General features: G+C 58.8%; 16 protein-coding genes and 2 pseudogenes. 4 read left to right on the top strand and 14 right to left on the bottom strand.

The genetic code is table 11. From position 1 onward, the window contains the following. The first annotated feature begins 128 nt into the window (after window positions 1-128). Window positions 129-1,043, top strand: a pseudogene (locus tag EJ070_RS33540) (IS630 family transposase). Between the two features lie 12 nt (window positions 1,044-1,055). Here EJ070_RS33540 and cysQ read toward each other — a convergent pair. From cysQ to cysD, 3 genes are read right to left on the bottom strand one after another with little or no spacing between them, the layout of a single operon-like run. Continuing rightward, entirely contained in the window at window positions 1,056-1,841 is a 786-nt protein-coding gene (gene cysQ, locus EJ070_RS33545) for a 3'(2'),5'-bisphosphate nucleotidase CysQ (RefSeq protein WP_189350738.1), read from the bottom strand. A 10-nt stretch (window positions 1,842-1,851) separates the two neighbouring features. Continuing rightward, window positions 1,852-3,789 (bottom strand): sulfate adenylyltransferase subunit CysN, encoded by a 1,938-nt coding sequence (gene cysN, locus EJ070_RS33550; protein ID WP_145967089.1) that lies wholly within the window; start codon window positions 3,787-3,789, stop codon window positions 1,852-1,854. A 2-nt stretch (window positions 3,790-3,791) separates the two neighbouring features. Continuing rightward, window positions 3,792-4,697, bottom strand: coding sequence for a sulfate adenylyltransferase subunit CysD (gene cysD / locus EJ070_RS33555; RefSeq protein WP_126095166.1), 906 nt, complete (start codon window positions 4,695-4,697; stop codon window positions 3,792-3,794). Window positions 4,698-5,152: 455 nt separating this feature from the next. On the opposite strand from cysD, the gene EJ070_RS33560 reads away from it, so the two are divergent. After that, window positions 5,153-6,445: an O-antigen ligase family protein gene (locus EJ070_RS33560; RefSeq protein ID WP_126095167.1), complete on the top strand. Its 1,293-nt coding sequence runs from the start codon at window positions 5,153-5,155 to the stop codon at window positions 6,443-6,445. Then, window positions 6,442-7,380, top strand: a complete 939-nt coding sequence (locus EJ070_RS33565; protein WP_126095168.1) for an NAD-dependent epimerase/dehydratase family protein — start codon at window positions 6,442-6,444, stop codon at window positions 7,378-7,380. Before EJ070_RS33560 ends, EJ070_RS33565 begins: the two co-directional genes overlap by 4 nt. On the opposite strand, the gene EJ070_RS33570 is transcribed toward EJ070_RS33565, so the two are convergent. The 3 genes from EJ070_RS33570 to EJ070_RS33580 all read right to left on the bottom strand — a co-directional run bounded on the left by EJ070_RS33570 (window position 7,368) and on the right by EJ070_RS33580 (window position 10,927). Continuing rightward, window positions 7,368-7,877, bottom strand: a complete 510-nt coding sequence (locus EJ070_RS33570; protein WP_126096020.1) for a sugar transferase — start codon at window positions 7,875-7,877, stop codon at window positions 7,368-7,370. The two genes, EJ070_RS33565 and EJ070_RS33570, sit on opposite strands and share 13 nt — an antisense overlap. 30 nt (window positions 7,878-7,907) lie before the next feature. After that, window positions 7,908-8,819: a glycosyltransferase family 2 protein gene (locus tag EJ070_RS33575; RefSeq protein WP_245464759.1), complete on the bottom strand. Its 912-nt coding sequence runs from the start codon at window positions 8,817-8,819 to the stop codon at window positions 7,908-7,910. Window positions 8,820-8,905: 86 nt separating this feature from the next. Then, window positions 8,906-10,927, bottom strand: a complete 2,022-nt coding sequence (locus EJ070_RS33580; protein ID WP_189350227.1) for a nucleoside-diphosphate sugar epimerase/dehydratase — start codon at window positions 10,925-10,927, stop codon at window positions 8,906-8,908. 384 nt (window positions 10,928-11,311) lie between these two features. Here EJ070_RS33580 and EJ070_RS33585 point away from each other — a divergent pair, with 384 nt between their 5' ends. Further along, the gene (locus EJ070_RS33585) at window positions 11,312-12,256 is read left to right on the top strand and encodes a methyltransferase domain-containing protein (RefSeq protein ID WP_189350229.1); all 945 of its coding nucleotides are present in this window, start codon (window positions 11,312-11,314) and stop codon (window positions 12,254-12,256) included. 138 nt (window positions 12,257-12,394) lie between these two features. Here the strand turns inward: EJ070_RS33585 and EJ070_RS33590 are convergent, their stop codons facing one another. The 8 genes and pseudogenes from EJ070_RS33590 to EJ070_RS33625 all read right to left on the bottom strand — a co-directional run bounded on the left by EJ070_RS33590 (window position 12,395) and on the right by EJ070_RS33625 (window position 19,848). Beyond that, the gene (locus tag EJ070_RS33590; protein ID WP_126095171.1) at window positions 12,395-13,300 is read right to left on the bottom strand and encodes a glycosyltransferase family A protein; all 906 of its coding nucleotides are present in this window, start codon (window positions 13,298-13,300) and stop codon (window positions 12,395-12,397) included. Beyond that, the gene (locus EJ070_RS33595; RefSeq protein ID WP_126095172.1) at window positions 13,297-14,595 is read right to left on the bottom strand and encodes a CmcI family methyltransferase; all 1,299 of its coding nucleotides are present in this window, start codon (window positions 14,593-14,595) and stop codon (window positions 13,297-13,299) included. The genes EJ070_RS33590 and EJ070_RS33595 overlap by 4 nt, the downstream gene beginning before the upstream one ends. Then, window positions 14,595-15,431, bottom strand: a complete 837-nt coding sequence (locus EJ070_RS33600; RefSeq protein WP_126095173.1) for a TylF/MycF/NovP-related O-methyltransferase — start codon at window positions 15,429-15,431, stop codon at window positions 14,595-14,597. Before EJ070_RS33600 ends, EJ070_RS33595 begins: the two co-directional genes overlap by 1 nt. Then, window positions 15,428-16,786, bottom strand: a complete 1,359-nt coding sequence (locus EJ070_RS33605; protein WP_126095174.1) for an ABC transporter ATP-binding protein — start codon at window positions 16,784-16,786, stop codon at window positions 15,428-15,430. Before EJ070_RS33605 ends, EJ070_RS33600 begins: the two co-directional genes overlap by 4 nt. A 36-nt stretch (window positions 16,787-16,822) precedes the next feature. Further along, window positions 16,823-17,623, bottom strand: a complete 801-nt coding sequence (locus tag EJ070_RS33610) for an ABC transporter permease (RefSeq protein ID WP_126095175.1) — start codon at window positions 17,621-17,623, stop codon at window positions 16,823-16,825. Between the two features lie 76 nt (window positions 17,624-17,699). Then, window positions 17,700-18,638: an NAD-dependent epimerase/dehydratase family protein gene (locus EJ070_RS33615; protein WP_126095176.1), complete on the bottom strand. Its 939-nt coding sequence runs from the start codon at window positions 18,636-18,638 to the stop codon at window positions 17,700-17,702. Further along, a pseudogene (locus EJ070_RS33620) lies at window positions 18,635-19,081 on the bottom strand (glycosyltransferase); the annotation flags it as partial. The gene EJ070_RS33615 and the pseudogene EJ070_RS33620, both read right to left, overlap by 4 nt. After that, the gene (locus EJ070_RS33625; RefSeq protein WP_145967090.1) at window positions 19,066-19,848 is read right to left on the bottom strand and encodes a hypothetical protein; all 783 of its coding nucleotides are present in this window, start codon (window positions 19,846-19,848) and stop codon (window positions 19,066-19,068) included. The pseudogene EJ070_RS33620 and the gene EJ070_RS33625, both read right to left, overlap by 16 nt. Window positions 19,849-19,851 lie beyond the last annotated feature (3 nt).

Here is a 19,851-nt window from a genome sequence, read left to right on the forward strand (position 1 = left end):
TCTGTCGCCTCCGGCGACATCTCCCCCTCAAGGGGGGAGACTAGAGCACGTCCATTGATCGATGAATCGATTGTGATGTGACAGAAGCCTGCTGGGCTGATTCAACGTCCACTTTGATGAGGTGGATGATGGCAAGGGCACTGAGCGAAGATCTTCGGTCGCGGGTTTTGAAGGCTTCCGACGAGGGTATGTCTGCGCGGCAGGCGGCGGCGCGGTTCGGCGTTGGGATATCGAGTGCGATCCGCTGGGTCGCGCGAGCCAAGCTCGGCGAGCGAACGCCTCGACCCCAGGGTTGGCGGCGCGCCTCCAGTCTGGATGCGCATGAAGCCTTCATCGTCGGGCTGATCGAGGCGCGCAAGGACATCACACTGGACGAGATGGTCGAGCGGCTCGCAGTCGAAGCGTCGGTCCGCATCGGTCGCAGTGCCTTGAGCGCCTGGCTTGGCAAGCGCGGCTGGACGTTCAAAAAAAGTCCGCACATGCACTGGAGCAGACCCGACCAGACGTCCTGAAGCGCCGCCGCGCCTGGTTCGACGGCCAGCTCGATCTCGATCCAGCCCGGCTCGTCTTCATCGATGAGACCGGACTGTCGACCAAGATGGCGCGGCTGCGGGGCCGTGCGCCACGCGGCGAGCGCTGCCGGGCTGGTGTGCCTCATGGCCACTGGAAGACCACCACTTTCACCGATGCGCTGCGGCTGACCGGTATGACCGCGCCGTTCGTCTATGATGGCGCCATGAACGGCACGGTCTTCCGGGCCTATGTCGAACAGGTCCTCGTTCCGACCCTGAAGCCGGGCGACATCGTTATCATGGATAACTTGCCAGCACATAAGGCGGCAGGGGTGCGCGACGCCATCGAGCGGGCCGGCGCGACATTCAGTTTGTTGCCCGATCGAGAACGCCTTCTCAAAGTCGCTTCTGCGCGCTAAAGCAGAGCGAACAATCAGCACCCTGTGGGATGCCGTCGGCTCGATCGTTCAGATGTTCTCCCCGGATGAGTGCGAAAACTACTTCAAGGCCGCTGGATATGACCCGGATTAAACCGGATCTGCTCTAGGCGCCTGCACTCTTGCCCGTCGCAATGAAATGCGGGTTGGCGAAATCGGTGTCGCTCGCCTGGTTGCGCTTACCGTAGACCAGCGGCTGGCCATCCAGGGAGCGCGTCATGCCACCCGCGGCGCGCAGCACAGCATCGCCCGCCGCCGTGTCCCATTCCATGGTGCGGCCGAAGCGCGGATAGATATCAGCCTCGGCGGCGGCGACCAGACAGAATTTCAGCGAGGAGCCGACCGAGACGATCTCGGCGGCGCCAAGATCGCGGATGAAAGCGTCCGTTTCCGGCGTGTTGTGCGAGCGGCTGGCGACGACGGCGAGCGGGGCGCCCGCTTCGCGCACGCCAATCGGCTGGCGACCGACGATGCCATAGTCCTTATCTACTTCTATGGATTCCGCCCTGCCCGGCCGTCCTGAGAAAAAACGTCCGGTGCAGGGCGCGAAGACGACGCCGACTTCCGGCGCGCCATGGCGCACCAGCGCGATGTTGACGGTGAAATCGGTGCGGCGATTGACGAATTCCTTGGTGCCGTCGAGCGGATCGACCAGGAAGAAGGCGCCATCGAGGTCGGGCGTGGCGACGCCTGCCGCGACCTCCTCCTCGGCCACGCAAGGGATGTCCGGGTAAGCAGCGCGCAGGCCGGCCAGAATGATCTTCTCGCTCTCGCGGTCGGCCTCCGTCACCGGCGAGTTGTCCACCTTGCTGTCGACCGCGCAGCCTTCGTGAAAAACGCGCATCACCTCGCGCCCGGCGGCCAGCGCCAGGCGCTCGAACACGCCGAGCATGGCCTCGTCGTCAGATACCGCCGCCATTGTCATACTGCTCTTGGGCAATGTCGCGCTCGGTCAGCCAGTGTTCCAGGGCTTCCGCCATCTCCTCAGGCGTCCTGCCGAGAGTCTCGAGGTGGATTTCGGGGTTCTCCGGCGCCTCGTAGGGAGAATCGACGCCGGTGAAATTCTTGATCTCGCCGCTCAGCGCTCGCGCGTAAAGACCCTTCGGATCGCGCCGGGCGCATTCCTCGAACGGCGTGTCGACGAACACCTCGACGAACTCGCCCTCGGCCATCAATTCGCGCGCCATGCGCCGCTCCGCGCTGAACGGCGAGATGAAGGATACGATGACGATCAGGCCGGCATCGGCCATCAGCTTAGCCACCTCGGCGACACGGCGGATGTTCTCCACGCGATCCGCGTCGGTGAAGCCGAGGTCGCGGTTGAGACCGTGGCGGACATTGTCGCCGTCGAGGATATAAGTGTGGCGGCCGGATGCGAACAGCTTCTTCTCGAACAGGTTGGCGATGGTCGACTTGCCCGAGCCGGACAGACCGGTGAACCAGAACACCGCCGGGCGCTGGTTCTTCAGGTCGCTGCGGCCGCGCTTGCCGACATCGAGCGACTGCCAGTGGATGTTTTCGGCGCGACGCAGCGAATGCAGGATCATGCCGGCGCCGACGGTGGCGTTTGTGATGCGGTCGATCAGGATGAAAGCGCCGGTCGTGCGGTTCTCGGCGAAGGGATCGAAGGCGATCGGCGCCCGCGTCGAGATGTTGCAGACACCGACCCCGTTGATCTCGAGCGATTTCGCAGCCTCATGCGCAAAATCGTTGACGTTGACCCGGTACTTCAGATCGGTGACGGTCGCGCTCACCTGGTCGGTTTCAGTACGCAAAACGTAGGAGCGTCCAGGCAGCAGCGCCTGCTCGTCGAACCAGACGATGTTGGCGGTGAACTGGTCGGCAACCTGCGGTCTAGCTGCCGGCGACACCAGCATGTTGCCGCGCGAGACCTCGACCTCGTCCTCGAGGACGAGCGTGATGGCCTGGCCGGCAACCGCCAGCTCGAGATCGCCGCCATGCGCGACGATGCGCTTGACGCGAGAGGCCCTGCCCGACTTCGCGACGACCACCTCATCGCCTTGCGAAACCGTGCCAGAAGCGATGGTGCCGGCAAAGCCGCGGAAATCGAGGTTGGGACGGTTCACATACTGGACCGGGAACCGGAACGGCAGCTCGACGACGGCCTCGTCGACCGACACGGTTTCCAGATGCTCGATCAGCGACGGCCCGCAGTACCAGGGCGTGCGCTCCGAGCCACTGGTGACGTTATCGCCAAAACGCGCCGACATCGGGATCGGCACGATGCTGGTGAAGCCCAGGTTCTGCGCAAACTCGCTATAGTCCTCGACGATCTGGTCGAACACGGCCTTGTCGAAGCCGACGAGGTCGATCTTGTTGACGGCGAGCACGATATGCCGGATGCCGAGCAGCGAGGCGATGATGGAATGGCGCCTGGTCTGGCGCAGCACGCCCTGGCGGGCATCGATGAGCACGATGGCGAGATCGGCGGTCGAGGCGCCGGTCGCCATGTTGCGCGTGTACTGCTCGTGGCCGGGCGTGTCGGCGACGATGAACTTGCGCTTCGGTGTGGCGAAGAAGCGATAGGCGACATCGATGGTGATGCCCTGCTCGCGTTCCGCCTCCAGCCCATCGACGAGCAGCGCGAAGTCGACGTCGTCGCCGGTGGTGCCGTGCTTGCGCGAATCGCGCTCGAGGGCCGCGAGCTGGTCCTCGAAAATCTGTTTGGTGTCGGAAAGCAGCCGGCCGATCAACGTCGACTTGCCGTCGTCGACCGAGCCGCAGGTGAGGAAGCGCAACAATGACTTCTTTTCCTGCGCGGCCATGTAGTCGCGGATCGAGTCGGTCGGGGCAAGGCTCTTGGCCATGATGTGGCGCATGCTCAGAAATACCCTTCGCGCTTCTTCTTTTCCATGGAGCCGGCCTCGTCGCGATCGATGAGGCGGCCCTGGCGCTCGGAAGTGCGGGCGGTCAGCATCTCGCCGACGATGGCTTCCAGCGTATCCGCATCCGATTCGATGGCCCCTGTCAGCGGATAGCAGCCCAGCGTGCGGAAGCGCACGAGACGGTTCTCGGCCGTCTCGCCGGGACGCAACTGCATACGGTCGTCGTCCTTCATGATGAGCATGCCGTCGCGTTCAACGACCGGCCGCTCCTTGGCAAAGTAAAGCGGCACGATCGGGATGTTTTCCTGCAAAATGTACTGCCAGATGTCGAGCTCGGTCCAGTTCGACAGCGGAAAGACGCGGATCGATTCGCCCGGCGCGATGCGGGTGTTGAAGATTTTCCACATTTCCGGCCGCTGGTTCTTCGGATCCCAGGCGTGCTGGGCGTTGCGGAAGGAGAAGATGCGCTCCTTGGCGCGCGACTTCTCCTCGTCGCGGCGGGCGCCGCCGAAGGCCGCGTCGAAACCGTATTTGTCGAGCGCCTGGCGCAGCGCCACCGTCTTCATCACATGGGTGTGGGTGTTGGAGCCGTGGTCGAAGGGATTGATGTTGTCGCGCACGCCGTCTTGATTGACGTGGACGAGCAGGTCGAAGCCGAGCTTCTGCGCCATCTGATCGCGAAAGGCGATCATCTCGCGGAACTTCCAGGTCGTATCGACATGCAGGAACGGGAAAGGCGGTTTGGCGGGATAGAATGCCTTCATCGCCAGATGCATCAGCACCGAGGAATCCTTGCCGACCGAATAGAGCATCACCGGCTTGGAGAAAGAGGCCGCGACCTCACGGAAGATGTGGATGGATTCAGCTTCGAGCCGCTGCAGATGGGTGAGCGCGATGTTCATGGACTTTTCGAGCGTTCTTTCGTGCCGGCCAGGAGCAGCAGGCGATTGGCGCGGTTTCCCCTCAAACTGCCCGTCAAGCCCTGGACACTTCTCGCGGGCGTTCTAGCAGATCGGCGTTGCGCATAACAATGCAAGACGCGCGCCGAATGGCATGGTTCGCGAATGAATTTTCCAAGCAAGCCCTATAAAGCGGAAAATCCTGCCAGACAAAAGGACCGTTTAAAAGTGCGATGAAAAAGCTATTGCCCCGATCAGGCGAGCTGGACCTCCAAGGTCTTTCATCTCCACCGGCGATTTTTAGCTGGACATGCTTCGGCCGCCCCCTATCAGAAACCAGGGCCAGCCGCTATACCGGCGCGGGAAACGGGGCGAGACGCGACAGAACGGGGTTGAGGGCAGATGTTTGCCCGCCACCACGGATCCGCGTGCAACCTGGAAGATTGCGAAGCAAGGCATTGAACCCGTTCTCATCGCTCCGGCGCCATCTCACGCCGACACAGATCAATATCTACTTCTCGATCGTCTGCTTCTTCTCGCCGCCCGTGCTGGGATCGCTGGTGAGCTTCGTCTTCAATGGCGGCGCGCTCTGGTCGGTGTTTCTGCTCGCGCTGCGGCGTCGGCAGTTCAACATCGACCGCCCCATGCTTGCCATGACGGTGGCAATCTACGCTTATTGCGGAGCCATGGTGCTGGCCTCGATCGTCAACGGTACGCTCGGGCCGGATCTGCGGCTGCTCCTGCCGCTGATCACTCTGCTGTTCTTCCCGATCTCCTATTCAACCTGGAGCATCACGGAGAAGGCCACCCTCGCGCGCGTAGCCGTGCTGGCAAGCACAGCAGCGTGTTTCGGCGCGTTGTTGCTCGCTATCATTCAGTATTACTGGATCGGTACCAGGGCCGAAGGCGGTGCCGGAAACGCGATCGTGTTCGCGGCAGTGACGTGCCTTGCCGTGATGATGTGCCTCGTGGGCGCTCTTTCGGGGATCGAGAGGCGCTGGAAGCTCTTGGCCGTCGCCGCGCTCGCCGGAACGGCTGCCATCCTCTACTCAGGCTCGCGTATCATCTGGGTGGCCATGCCGAGCGCCGCCATCGTCATTTTTCTGATCAATCGCCGCAGGATCACCAGCGCCAATCTGACGCGTCTGGCGCTGATCGCGGGCGCGGCCTGCCTAGTGGTCGCGGCCATCGGCTTGCCCGTGATTATTGACCGTGCCGATTTCCTTTTCAGCGACCTGGATGCACTGACCACCAAGAACGACCACACGACGGCGCTCGGACTGCGGGTGGCGATGTGGGAGATTGGCGCGACGGGTTTTCACGATGCTCCGATTTTCGGGTATGGCATTAGCGGCAGCCGGGCGCTGATGAAACAGGGTTTTCGCGCTCAATTCGGCATGGACGCAGGTTACAATCACTATCACAACGGCTTTCTGACCGCAGTGGTGCAGGCTGGTTTGTTGGGGGCTCTCGCGCTGGCCGCTATCTTCGTCGTTGCTGCCTGGAACGCGGCAAGGACGCTGCGCCGCAGCGCTGATCCGGTGGAGCGGTTCGGTGCGACAATGATCATTGTTACCGTCATCACCTATCTCGTCGCCGGGCTGACCGGCATTCTGGTCGGCCATGACATCCTTGACGCGACGCTGATGGTGTTCCTCGTTTCCGGAACCTATCTGGCTTGCGGCCGAACGGTGTCGCCGACCGGCAAGAGCGCCGCCGCCATCCCATCGGGCGCCGACCAGCGATCATGAAGGTCCTGGTTACCGGCGCCACGGGGCTGATCGGACGACAGGTCGTCGGCCGGCTGCGCAAGGCCAATTTCGACATATGTGTTGTTTCCCGCCAACCAGAAAGGCTGTCGGCTATCGGCAAGCCGCTTCCGCTGCCCGGCGCCGACGCCCCGGACGAAGCCTTCCTGGTGCTGATGCGTGATGTGACCCATGTCGTCCACTGCGCGGCGCTCAACAACGACCGCGACGCCGGCGAGGCCGGCTACCGGGCCGCCAATGCAACGCTGACCGGGCGGCTGGCCAAGACGGCAGCCGCAGGTGCCAGCGGGCGCTTCATCTACCTTTCCTCGATCCGCGCTGTGGCCGGTCCCGGCTTCAGCGGTATAATCAATGAGGCGACGCCCCCTGCCCCGCAATGCGCCTATGGCCGCTCCAAGCGCGAAGGCGAGATCGTGATGCTCAATGCTTACGCGTCGGCAGGACGCACGGACGCCACGGCGCTGCGCCTGCCGCCCGTCTACGGCGAGGGCATGAAGGGCAATATGGCGGCGGTGATGCGGCTTGCCGACACCGCCCTGCCGCTGCCGGCCGGCGCCCTGACAGGTTTGCGCTCGCTGATCTCGTCCGAGACAGCCGCGGACGCGGTGCTGCACCTTCTCAGCCATCCGGGACCGCTTCGCCCGGCCTATGTCGCGGGCAACGCCACACCCCTTGCGCTGTCCGAGATCATCACCGCGTTCCGGCAGGGTTTCGGCCGTCCGCCGCGCCTTCTGCCCGTGCCGGCCCTGCCGCTACGGATCGCGGCGACGCTGCTCGGCAGGCTGGCGTCATGGCAGGCCCTGACCGCGACACAGATCTGCGATCCGTCGCTGCTGGCCTCGGAAGACTGGACGCCGGAGACAGACACGCCCGGCCGGCTCCGCGAATTGGCGCGTCGGAGCTCTCAAGCCCGGTAGAAAGTGCCCACCAATATGCGCAGATCGAGGCCGATCGAAGCGACTTTCTGATAGGCGGCGTCGGTCTCGGCGCAGAGCCTTGGGTCGGACATGTCGATGCCCTTGATCTGCGCGAGCCCGGTGATGCCCGGCAGTGCCGAGAGCACGCCAAGCCGCTGCCGGTGTCCGATCAACTCCGCCTGCGTCGGCAGGCATGGGCGGGGGCCGACAAGGCTCATCTCGCCTTTGAGCACGTTCCAGAGCTGCGGCAGCTCGTCGATCTTGGTTCGGCGCAGCAGCTGGCCGACCGCGGTGACCGAAGCGGCCGGCGCCTCGTGGGTGGGCAAAGACGGCGTGTCCCGGTGCATCGTGCGCAGCTTGTGGCAGGCAAAGAGGACGCCTCCCCTGCCGACGCGGACCTGCGAGAAGATGGCCGGTCCCGGCGACGTTGCCCTAATCGCCAGCATGGCGGCCAGCACGACGGGCGACGTCATGGCGAGCATCACGGCCGCGATCATCAGGTCGAAGGCGCGCTTTGCCGTCACGGCTCAGATCCGCCGCCAGAGGAAGGCGAGATAGAGTCCCAGCGTTCCCATGAGAGTCTGCCGGTAGACGCCGCTCTTGCCGAGCAGGCTGAAGCGCCTGAAGATACTGCCCTTGCGCGCCCTGATGAACAGGCGAAGGCAAAGTGCGGCATCGCGCGTGATGAGGTCGCGGTTGACGGCAAGGCCCCTGAGATTGCTGTCGGTCCAAGTGGCGAACTGGCCCTGGAACAGACGCCCGAGCCTTGAAAGCCTCGCCCTCCATGAGACATTGGCGCCGACGAGGTTTGCCCCGTGCTGCCGGTACCGGACCAGCGGCCGCGGCTCGTAGCGGACCTTGCCGCCGGCGGCGGTGACGATGAGATAGGCCCACCAGTCGTGGCTGACGAATTCGGTTCGCGCGGACGCCTTCGCCAGAAGGTCGCGCGCCGCGCGGTTGAACAACATGGTGTTGCCGCCGGCGATGCTTTGCACCAGCGCATTGCGGAATGAAGGCGGCCGCCCGAACAGCGGCGAATAGCCGGCCGGATCGCCGGTCTCCGAAATGGTCGCCGTGCGCGAGCAGAACAGGAGCGGCGTTTCCGGGCTCTGCCCCTCCATCCAGCGGATGGCGCTCTCCAGCCGGTCCGGCTCCCAAACATCGTCCTGATCGCAGAAGGCATAGTAGTCGGCATCGATGCGCGGATCGACAATCATCGAGCGGAAGTTGGCGGCGAAGCCCTTTCGCGGGCCTTCCACCAGCGTAAGGGAACCCTTGTTCCAGCCGGACCGCCACGCCTCGATGATGGAGACCGTGGCGTCCGTCGAGCCGTCGTCGGATACCCAGAGATCGATGCGAGGCCAGGACTGCGCAAGCAAGGATTCCAATTGCTCACCGATGAATGCCGCGCCATCCATCGTGCCCATGAGAACGGCCACGCGCTGATCTTGTCTTATCACGGCCTCAGAACCTGCAGGGCATTCGAATAGGCTTCAATGGCCAATCATCAGCGGACAGCACGGGTCTAACCGATCTGTTCGGCCGTTTCCGACACTGCCTGCTCGGGCACGCCACCGGCGCTTTCCTCCGCCCGGCACAGTCCCGCCAAGATGGCAAGCGCGGCTGCCTTGTCGCGATCCCGCATCGCGGCTTGCAGTGCCGCCAGCGCGGCCTCGATCCTCGGCCATTCCACGACGTCGGTCCTGAGGCCGAAGATCTTGGCGGTTTCGAGCTTGACCACCTCTTCGTTCTCGCCGTGCAGGGTCTCGTGCAGCTTCTCGCCGGGCCTGATGCCGGTAAAGCGGACGGGAATCTCGGTGTAAGGGCTTTTGCCTGCCATGCGGATCATGGTTTCGGCGACTTCGAGGATCGGCACGGGCTTGCCCATGTCGAGCATATAGATGGCGTAGTCGTCGCTCCCTTGGCGTTGCCCGGCATCGGCGGCCGACATGATGACGAGATCGACAGCCTCGGCCACCGTCATGAAATAGCGGGTCATGCGCCGGTCGGTGATGGTGACCGGGCCGCCGGCCTCGATCTGCTTCTGGAAGATGGTCGCCACCGAGCCATTGGAGCCAAAGACGTTGCCGAAGCGCACGGCGATGAATTTTGTGCCCGGGACGCCGGCGCGATGGCCGTTCACCGCGCCTCTATATTGATCGGGCGGCTCGGCATGGGTCTCATGCAGCGAGGAGACGATCTGCTCGGCCGCCCGCTTGGTGACGCCGAGCACCGAAGTCGGGTCGACGGCCTTGTCGCTGGAAATCAGCAGGAACTGGGGCACCCCGCATTTGGCGGCGACCTCGGCGCAGGCGAGTGTGCCGAAAATATTCGTCTCGATCGCCGCTTCCCAGTTTTGTTCCAGCAGCGGCACGTGTTTCAGCGCCGCCGCATGGAAGACGATCGAGGGTTTGAACTCGCTGACGAGGCGCATCATGTGAGGCCGGTCGGTGACGTCGACGATGCGGCTTGTCAGCCGGTCGCGGTGCTCTTCGTCGATCAGTTGATCGAGCTGGAAAATGCCGAACTCGGAATTGTCGGCCACTAGCACCGCCTCGGCGCCGAGCTCCAGCGCGCGCTTGACCAGGATGCGGCCGATAGACCCGGCGCCGCCGGTGACCAGCACGCGCTTGCCGCCGACGAAGGCGCCGATGCGCTTGACGTCGGTGGCCACGGCCGAACGGCGCATGATGGTTTCCATCTCGACGGCGTCGAGAACCAGCTTGCCGCCCTGCCCCAGTTCCGACAGACCGGAGAACTGGACGACGGCGATGCCGCTGTGGCGGGCGACGCGCACCAGTTCGGCATAGTCCTCGATCTCGCGCTCGGCGCCGTTGCCGAAAATCAGCAGATCGAGGCTTTGCGTGCCCCTGACATAGTCCTCCAGCACCTCGATCAGACGCGGACGGAGCGCCACCACGGGAACGCCCTGGATCTGCGTGCCGAGCGGCGCGTCGGCCTCGGTCGCCATGATGCCTGCAATGGCATACTCGGCCGGCGCGGCGGTGCGGGTGAAGCGGACGATCACATCGGCCTCGCTCAGCCGGCCGATGAACAACGCCTGCTTGACCGGCGCGTCGCCGGACGCGCGGCGCAGGATGCGCCAGCTCGCGCCGTCGCGAAGGAACCGATAGTAGAGCCTGGGCGCGGAAATGATGGTGAAGGAGACCAGGAAAAAGACGATGAACTGGCGTTCGTTGAGACCCGAGACGGGCTGGAAGAAGGAACGGAAGGCAAGCGAGGCCAGGTAGAGCACCATCGTCAGACTGCCGCAGCCCTTGAGGATGTTGAAGAAATCGGGCGTGGAGGCGAAGCGCCAGACGGTGCTGTAGAGGCCGCAATAGCGAAACAGCATATGGGCGAAGAGCACGATGATCGCCCAGCAGGCCAGCCCGCCGTAGGAGAACGCGTCGAAGGAAAGCCGCGACTGCGACAGGGTGAGACTGAGAGCCACCGCGACCAGGACCATGACAAGGTCCTGAACCATGATGATGGCGCGCCGCATCTTCGGTCGGAGGTCCGATACGGCTTCTACATAGGCGGTCATTGGGTAGTACTGAACTCCAGGCGCGGGAATACTATCAGAACGGCGCAGGACCGACCATTGTCCGCAACCGCTCCGAATTGCAAAAATCCCCGACCCCGTCACCCGTCTACCGCATTAGCGCGGAGTTGCGGGGACTGCCAGCGGTTTTTTCAGCCTGTTGTGGGACACGCAGGGCTACGCTTCTGTTGCCGACGGACAGGGGGCTCGAAAGTATAAGCTAACCTGCACGGCTTCGGTGAACGATTGAATCGTCTAGGCGAGGATAGGTGCCCCGTACAGGGTTGAGGCTATAGAAAAGTTCGTGACTGCCGATAATTCAGGGTTGTTCTCTGTGGACCCCCCATGCGAGTGTGTCTGCCATTATTATCTGCAGGAGGATTCTGTTTGCTTCGGGACTTCAGGATAGCACTGGCACAACAGACGTTATGGCAGACGAACGAAAGCACGCCGCCTTGGCACGTCGCTTTCCAAGATCATGTTCGAAAATCCCTAAGCCGTCGACAGCGGATTACCCTCAATCTTTCGCTATTATGCCGACTTGAGATCAGAGATTTTTTTGCGCGCCGTTTGGCAGGCAGCGGCATCGAAATAGGCGCCCAATACGTTCCAACAGAAGTCGCCCCCGGCGTCGATGTCGAATATGTAGACGTTCTGTCCAACGACGAACTGGTTTCGCGCTACAAATTGCCGGCCGATGGTCTAGTACCGCTGGCTCATGTCGTCGACGGACACCACCTCACCGCTTACGTTGATGATGCCAAGGATTTCCTGATCGCCAACCACGTTTTGGAGCATTTCGATGATCCGGTGGGCGGTGTCATCGAATGGCTCCGTGTCATCCGTGCAGGCGGTCTGCTGTTCCTGACGCTGCCGAACTATCGGAGCAATGCCTTCGACTATAAGCGCACCCCGGAGCGAGCGCCCCATTTCGCTCTTGATTATGTCGACCCCGACAATCGACCGCAGCGAAACCGCACCCATTACGAAGACATGGCAATGAGCCTGCGTGACCAAGATCGCCAATCGGCAGCTGTCCAATCCATGGTCGACGAATGGATCAGCCGAGGCGACCGACATCATTATCACGTCTACGACGAAGCCGCGCTTAAGGATGTCCTTTCAGAGGCCGGGAAAGCTTCAGGAAATGACCTACAGCTTGTTGATGCCTTCATGCCCCGTGACGGATTTGAGATACTTGCCATCGTAAGAAAACTAGGCAAGGGATCGGGTCGGCTCAGATGGTTGCCGAAAATGGTGATTGCCTCGCGCACAGTCGAGATCGCAGCAATCATGGCCATGAGGCAGGTCAGAGCGCACCGCGCTAGTTGAGCGATACCGGACTGATAGGGCGCGAAAAGATACGCATCCAACTTGGAGCGAGATCAGATGGGTGCCACCGCGACCAGCACGAGATCATCATGATAACAGCGCACCCATCTTCGATCGGATTCCCGATACGACTTCTAGCTATTCGGCGAGACCAATCCTTGCAAACTTTACGGCCTCTGAGCGAATGGGTCCAAGATATATGGCGTCAAAGAACGGCTGAAGATATCCGCGCTTGAAAATTGAACGATACTCTTCATCAAGCGTGGGGAACTGAGCCTTCCCTGACGTGGCTACACCGCCATGGACTTGATGGAATGTCATGTCTGACAGCAAGCATACGTTTTTTGCGCCAGGACGTTGAACATATCGAGCGAAAATCTCGAGATTGGCTAAGCCTCCTCCTGGAGAAATAAAGCCTGTGTGATAACCACCTATGGCATCCAGGAGGCGGCGCGATACCGAGAACGCATTGCTCTCCAGGATCGGCTTCCAGAAGCCGTTGCAGGAAGACCCCGCAAATACGGAAATGTTATAGATAGCGGATGGCGTTGAAGGCCAACCACTGTCGGCGATAAGTTTGTCCTCTACTTCCTCATTGTACCCCTGAGTTGTCGAGATCATCTGTACGCTCGACCCGAGGTGGCAGCCGAGCGTGTAGACAAACGCATCGGTACACATTGAGTGTGCCCTCAACATGTTCGCGATCAGTTGGTCCGAGAAGATACGAGCTCCATCGATTGCAAAGAGAATATGAGTGCCCCTGGCCACATGCGTTGCTGCCCAATTGAGTGCAAAGACAGGTGACGGTTGCGGGTTAGGCACCCTTATGATCCGCGGCTTCGGCGAAAACTCCTCGCTATCGCGCAACGTAAAAGGATGCGCGGAACCATTGTCGACTACAATGACTTCATAGTCCTCAGGCGAAACATTCTTTTGATAAGGGCAGCAAGCGGACAGAATTGTACGCGGAGCCTCCCGCGCCATATCATGGATACAAATGATTACAGACAGGAAGGTTCGACGCTTTCGAAAAAAAAAGCTCATATCTTTCGTAGGTATCCGTTGGGATTGTAGGTCATATTCTGACCAAACATATCGCAGTAAGCGATGTCTATCTCAAAAGACTGAGGCGCTCTTGCAAGGAATTCGGAGATTGCTCTGTTGGGCCCCCCCTGATAACGTGCCGACCATCCGAGATCGTCGAGCACACCATCCTCCATAACAAGATATTCGCCAGTGCGGAGATGCTCCTCGAAAAACTCCAAAACCGAAGTACAGACGGCGTAGCTATGAGCCGAATCCTCGATAACCAGCCAAGGCCGCGGTAGGTCAAAAAGCCTCTGCTGACGAAACAGAACCTCGAGGTTGGCTGCGTCACCTCGGAGGAAACGAATCCCTTCCGAAACAGACAGACTTGGCGGATCTAGATCGATCGAGACAATTTCGGTTGGAATTTCCATCGCGCGACACATATCGCGGAGCAACAAGGCGCTGCCTCCGTGCTTGGAACCGATTTCAATAATCGAAGCAGGCGGTCGCTCGTTGAGCAATTGCAAATAGATTGCAATGTCTATGGGGCTTTTCAGACATGGAACGTTGCGGTAACGATACTTCATCGTCCCGGCTTGGTAGCTAAGGAGATTGACGCGAGCGAGCCCAGTTTTGTAGCTTCGTTTCGATCGGCATCTTTCCAGTCGCAGAAGATCAGCCTCCAAAGATGCAGTGGGGTGCGGAGCAACAATCCGCGCGATCTCCTCCACGGTTTCCAGTTGATAGTCTTCGCGTAAGATGCTGTCTTCGATGTCGCGATAGGCTTCCGTCAACGTAGTGTCGCCTGGTCTTAATCCGGAGACAATGCATAATCCTTTCATCTCGACATCGTATGTTTCTACGATCAAGTCGGGTCGGAATTTCCGCAAGATTGCAACCAACTTATAAACATCGCCGGTCCAAACTTGAGTGTTCCGTACCCGACTCGCGTGAGCAATGTCCCGCGGCAACACATCATCGATTACAATGACACCCTGGGCGTGACTCGCACGTTCACAATTGATGAAATCACGCAGCGCGAACTCCGCGTTGTGCATGCCATCGATAAAGGCAAGATCGACCGGGCCACCCACAAGCGAAGCGACATCTCGCTTGAAGAAATCGTCACTTGTTTCAGCGAACAAACGGGTTGGCGCCTGTAACGGTGCCCTAATCTCATAATTCGGGTCGACCCCGATCGATGGCGCTTCTGACAAAGCAAGGCTATGACCGAAGCGACACCCAATTTCGAGATAGTTCCGGGGTTGCAATATCCTGTGTATCAACGATAAGGCTGCAAGATAATCCATTACGCCGCCTTACGGAACCAAACGCCCGTCCAATCAACCTTGTTCATCTGCGGAAGATCCCACGACTTTCGCGCGAAATAGTCTTCAACTGCAAGACGGCACTGCTCAATTGCGTAGTCATCGATAATTACGATTCCACCTGGCGAAACTTTTTCATACAACGCTTCAAGAGAGTCCATCGTCGACTCATAAAGATCGCCATCCAGGCGCAGCAGCGCAATTTCGCATGTCTGGAGCTGAGGAAGTGTGTCTTTGAACCATCCCTTCACAAACACGACAGCGTTGGAATCCAGGTCGTAAACTCTAAAGTTCTCGCGGACAGTTTCATCATCCACCGCGAGTTCCGGGTAGACCACTTTACTCAGATCAAGTCCAATATCCTGCTCAAAGCTGGGAGCAGGTAACCCATCGAAACTATCCGCGACGAAAATCCGGCGTTTCTCGGCTGGATTTACTTTCAGATACCCCGCCATAAAAATACAGCTTCCACCACGCCACACGCCGCACTCGACGAAATCTCCAGGAACGCCATCGACAACCACCTTGTCGAGACATTTATGGAGCATGTCCAAACGCGCTCGCCCGATCATCGTATGTGAATACCCAGCGTTGCGGATATCCCGGCCAAGGAACCTGCCATCAGCGCGCCCAGCCGTCATCTCAGCATAAGTTTCGGCCCGCTCACGACGGATATCGTGTAGAACTCGACTGTCAAACAGCTCGGACCCGCCAATACAGTTGCGCAGATAGATGATACGAAGCTCATTATCGAGATACACGCAGTTAAGCAGCGAGCGCTTTAGAAGATCGAGATAAAGGTCGTCACGGGCCGTCATGCAGAAAACTCCTGTCTACCTTCATCGAAGGCCTCCAACGTGATCGACTGCATCGGAATGCCAACCAAGCCCTTCGCCACGTGCGATGAAACAACGTGGAAGAAAATGGCATCATCGACACGATGCTGCTTGATGTGTTCTGCCTGACTTCCGGTCGCCAACGCGACCGTGATCCCATAATCGCCAGTTGGAAGGTAGGGCATCTGGAATGCGAACCGGGCAATGATCGCCTCGCTAGCGCGTGCAACGACGCCGTCGTGACGATAGGTCAGAAACGTATTATCCGCAAAGACAACCTGGCCGTGTCGGTCACGCACACTAAATCCCACGATTGGATGTTCAAGGTCCACGTGCGCCTTTGCTTTGACCTCAAAGACCACATTTTCTCCACCCGAGAGATTGACGACCGGCGAACCTGTCGCGCTTTTTAACCCTGCAGAAACGATCGACCCCGACCTCGCACCGATCCAAGCGGCGTCATCATCAAAATCGAAAACCTGGATGTCATTGGTAAGTGCCGACGAACGCAACATTTCCGCGCGGTGGTCTGGAGGCGGCGGACTTTCGAGAGGGCGCTCGCCGCGGCGGCCACCGAATTTTAACTCCGCGGTGCTGTCCCCTTCGAGTTCGATCGCACGGCGGTACTCGTCGCAAACTTCTTTCGTTGGTCCAATCATGCGGACTTTCCCACCGTCGATCCAAACAACGCGGGAACATAAGGCCATAACCGAACCTAGGTCGTGCGCACATAAGAGCAGAGTCCCGCGCGATTTGAACTCATGGATGAAACGCATACATTTCTGCGAAAAGGCGAGATCACCAACAGCCAAGACTTCGTCTACGAGCAGGATATCTGCGGGCAGATGCGCGGCAACGGCAAAGGCAAGGCGAGCATACATGCCACTTGAATAGGTTTTCACTGGCTGGTCGATGAAATCACCTATGCCGGCAAAATCCAGAATGGAATCCATCCTCGCGTTCGCTTCGGATTTCGACATTCCGATGATCTCGGCTCCAAGATAGGCATTCTCACGTCCAGTAAATTCCGGATTAAAGCCAGTTCCAAGCTGGAGGGAATACAGCTTGCCCTTCTGATCGATGGTACCAGATGTCGGGTACAACCCGCCGCCAATCATTTGAAGAAGTGTCGACTTTCCGCTCCCATTGCGCCCAATAATACCGATCGTTTCTCCCCGAAGCACCTCAAACGACACTCCGTGTATGGCTGGATACTCTCGAAACCGCCGAACACGGCCGAGCGTTACCATTTGGATTAGTCGATCCTTGGGGTGCGTGTAGATTCGATAAACCTTCGTCACATCCTGCAAGCGGATGGCAACATCACCGCTGGTCATGACTGATGATCTATCCAATAAGCGAAATCCGATTTACTAGAGGACATCGGCGAATCCCTTGCGAGTCTTCTGGAAAAACTGATAGCCGATAAATGCGACTGCAATCGCGACGACCGAATAATTACCAAGCGACGTCCAATCTGGTTGCACGCCGAAGATGACTACATTGCGGAAACTCTCGACCGGGACCGCAAGCGGGTTGAGTGAAAGCCAAGGCTGCAGCCAGATTGGCAATGATGTTCGTTGGAAGAATACAGGAGACAGGAACAGAGTCGCGGTGACCAACGGCGCCACGATTTGGCCCATGTCACGAAAATAGACGCCGATCGATGCCAATGCCCAAGCGATACCGAGCACCATGACAATCAGGGGCGCGAACATCACTGGGGCGAGTACCACCGTAAATGGAATATGGCCGAAGACGATGTAGGCGAAGACCAGCAGCACCATCAGGCTAACCCCCGCATGAAACAGTGCCGCTCCGGCCGAAACCGCGGGTAGTATCTGGATCGGGAAGACAACCTTTTTGACGTAGCTTGCATTGGCCACCACCAATCCCGGGGCCAACGACACCACCTCAGCAAAGAACTGATAGACGATTAGCCCGCAAAATAAAATCACCGCGAACTCGCCAGTCGAATGTTGAGCGTTCTGCTGGTCAGGCATCTGCCATCGTGATTTCATCACGAAGCCGAAAACGAACGTGTAGACGGCTAGCATGAACAGCGGATTTAGCAGAGACCAAAATAATCCAAATGCCGACCCTCGATAGCGACCAACTACCTCGCGACGTATCAAGGATATGGTCAACGGAAAAAGAGAGAGAAGTTCTACCATCCTGGCAACTGTTCTATCACGCCCACGATTTTATACCGACGTATAGCACAACGTCAGATCTAACTTGCCATAAAGATCAAACAACAGAAGTGCGACCCGCGCTATAACCGGGAATCAAGGCAATCGTATGGGTGAACTCAGATTCTATGGAGGACCAAACATCAAATTTCGGTTTCCAATTCAGATCACGCATCGCCTTATCAATGCTTAGCTTAACGTCCTTAACTAGAAAGCTCTTTTGGGATATATAGTTCTTCTTTATTTCAGTTCGAGATACAGAAGAGCATATTTCTACTATCTCATTTATGCTGTACACGCTCCCAGAGCCAACATTATATATCTCATTCTTCACAACTTCAGCAGTTAGAGAGCGCGCTATGACATCACACAGATCCCTGACATCGATATAGTCCCGCAAGCTGGTTCCATCGCCCCAAATATCCAAAGCAGTATTTGAAACGGCGGCGTCAAGCGCGCGCGCGACAAGGCCTTGCCCCTTTTCCGATGATTGATAGCGTCCGATTGGATTGGACGCCCGGAGAATCGTATAGGTCCACCCCCCTTCAGTCGACATCGTCCGGATCATTTCCTCGATCATCAGCTTGGCACATCCATAAGGGCTTATGGGGTTCGTGGGGTGCTCTTCGGTAATGATCGGTGCAATAGGCTGTCCGTAGACGGCTCCTCCCGATGAGACGTAGACGATATGGCGAATCCCAGTGGATCGGGCAGCGCGCAGAAAGCGCGAATATGGGAGCACGTTTCTTTCGACTTCAGATGCGATATCGTTGGCAAAGGTACTGGGCACCGATGCACTGACGAGAAGGATGACCGTCTCCAGCCCCTTCAAATACTCCCGATAACTTTCTGGCTGCTCAAAATCGATGATTTTGGTTTCGGCATGCAGACCAACGACTTTCCGCCTGGAAAAAACCCGGAAACTTCGTTGCTCCTCGTTGAGACAGTCAACCAGATTGCGGCCGATGAAGCCTGATCCTCCAAAAACTCCGATCATGCTATCTCTCTCAGAAACGCAGAAATCTTCTCAGCCTCTACCTTCCAGCTGGCGCCCTGGGCCCTCTTTAGCGCTAGCGATGCACGCCTTGCCGCCCCCTCAGGATCCTCAAGCGCTTCCATGAGTCGGGCCGCAATCGAATCCACGTCCATGTCGCAATAATAGGCCTCCTCTTCCGGCAACAACCAACTCGCATTTGCTCCACGATTTATGACAAGCGGGCAGCCACAAGCGGCCATCTCCAGCGGAAGGAGGGACAGGTTTGTAGACGACAGAATCAACGCGACGTCGCATTGCGAATAGAGATCAGGAAGGCTCGACACAGCCAAAGTGCCGGCATTTAAATGATGAAAGGGAATCTCATAACCGCTGACATCCCAGCCGGCAAAGATCACCGCTGCCTCCGGCATCCGGTCGCAAACCTTTTTTAGCGCGAGAAGCCCGAGTTCAAAACATCTACGAGGCGTGACAGGCCTGGCATAGAAAAAATATGCTTTGTCTTTGAGGGACGTTTCGGTTGACGCTGATAAAGTTCCAAATCACAGGCAAAATCGAAAGCCATGGTTCTCATCCCATAGTCTTCGTGTAATTTATCAGCTAGCCAGCGTCCAGCGGTGATGCCTGTTAATCCCAGTCTATAGGTATTTTCGGCAAGCGTATACTCCGTTCCATGGGCGTAAAACGCCGGCTCGAAGTCCTGAATGAAATAAAGCTTTCGAGCGGCGTCTCTGTATTTTGAGACCCAATAGGCGGTCTGCCAGCCAGTTGCTACGAGATACTGGCACGGCTCAATCGATCGCGCACCCAGCGAAACAACTACACCATGATCGCCGAAAGCTGCATCCAGCGCAGCTTGAGCCTCTGCGTTCGAGTTCCATCGATGGGGCTCGATAACGACTAGGCGCTGCTCTGGAAAACCATTCTGCTTGAGCAAGGCCATGAAACGAAGAATGTTTATGTGCCCTCCGGATGAAGCATTGAAATCCGGCACGACCCAGGTCATCGAACCCTCGGGCACATTTTCCGATGAAATTTTAATTCCAAACCCCTGCTCTTCGCCCAGCAAGCTCTCGTAGTGGCGGAAGATATCTATCTTACCCTGAAGCACGCTGGGAACGCTGCCAACCGCTCTAGTCAGCGCCTTTCGAGTGGCCACTCTAATTCCATCACGCGCTGCGACGGTCCTGAATCGCCTCAGATTGTTCAGCATAAC

Origin of the sequence: Mesorhizobium sp. M1E.F.Ca.ET.045.02.1.1 (assembly GCF_003952485.1) — a bacterium.
GTDB lineage: Bacteria > Pseudomonadota > Alphaproteobacteria > Rhizobiales > Rhizobiaceae > Mesorhizobium.

Excerpts from the sequence above, each read along its gene's own strand:
- cysQ (WP_189350738.1), bottom strand. The coding sequence starts at position 1,841 with ATGCTCGGCGTGTTCGAGCGCCTGGCGCTGGCCGCCGGGCGCGAGGTG.
- cysN (WP_145967089.1), bottom strand. The coding sequence starts at position 3,789 with ATGCGCCACATCATGGCCAAGAGCCTTGCCCCGACCGACTCGATCCGC.
- cysD (WP_126095166.1), bottom strand. The coding sequence starts at position 4,697 with ATGAACATCGCGCTCACCCATCTGCAGCGGCTCGAAGCTGAATCCATC.
- EJ070_RS33565 (WP_126095168.1), top strand. The coding sequence starts at position 6,442 with ATGAAGGTCCTGGTTACCGGCGCCACGGGGCTGATCGGACGACAGGTC.
- EJ070_RS33570 (WP_126096020.1), bottom strand. The coding sequence starts at position 7,877 with ATGATCGCGGCCGTGATGCTCGCCATGACGTCGCCCGTCGTGCTGGCC.
- EJ070_RS33580 (WP_189350227.1), bottom strand. The coding sequence starts at position 10,927 with ATGACCGCCTATGTAGAAGCCGTATCGGACCTCCGACCGAAGATGCGG.
- EJ070_RS33590 (WP_126095171.1), bottom strand. The coding sequence starts at position 13,300 with ATGAGCTTTTTTTTTCGAAAGCGTCGAACCTTCCTGTCTGTAATCATT.
- EJ070_RS33595 (WP_126095172.1), bottom strand. The coding sequence starts at position 14,595 with ATGGATTATCTTGCAGCCTTATCGTTGATACACAGGATATTGCAACCC.
- EJ070_RS33600 (WP_126095173.1), bottom strand. The coding sequence starts at position 15,431 with ATGACGGCCCGTGACGACCTTTATCTCGATCTTCTAAAGCGCTCGCTG.
- EJ070_RS33605 (WP_126095174.1), bottom strand. The coding sequence starts at position 16,786 with ATGACCAGCGGTGATGTTGCCATCCGCTTGCAGGATGTGACGAAGGTT.
- EJ070_RS33610 (WP_126095175.1), bottom strand. The coding sequence starts at position 17,623 with ATGGTAGAACTTCTCTCTCTTTTTCCGTTGACCATATCCTTGATACGT.
- EJ070_RS33615 (WP_126095176.1), bottom strand. The coding sequence starts at position 18,638 with ATGATCGGAGTTTTTGGAGGATCAGGCTTCATCGGCCGCAATCTGGTT.
- EJ070_RS33625 (WP_145967090.1), bottom strand. The coding sequence starts at position 19,848 with ATGCTGAACAATCTGAGGCGATTCAGGACCGTCGCAGCGCGTGATGGA.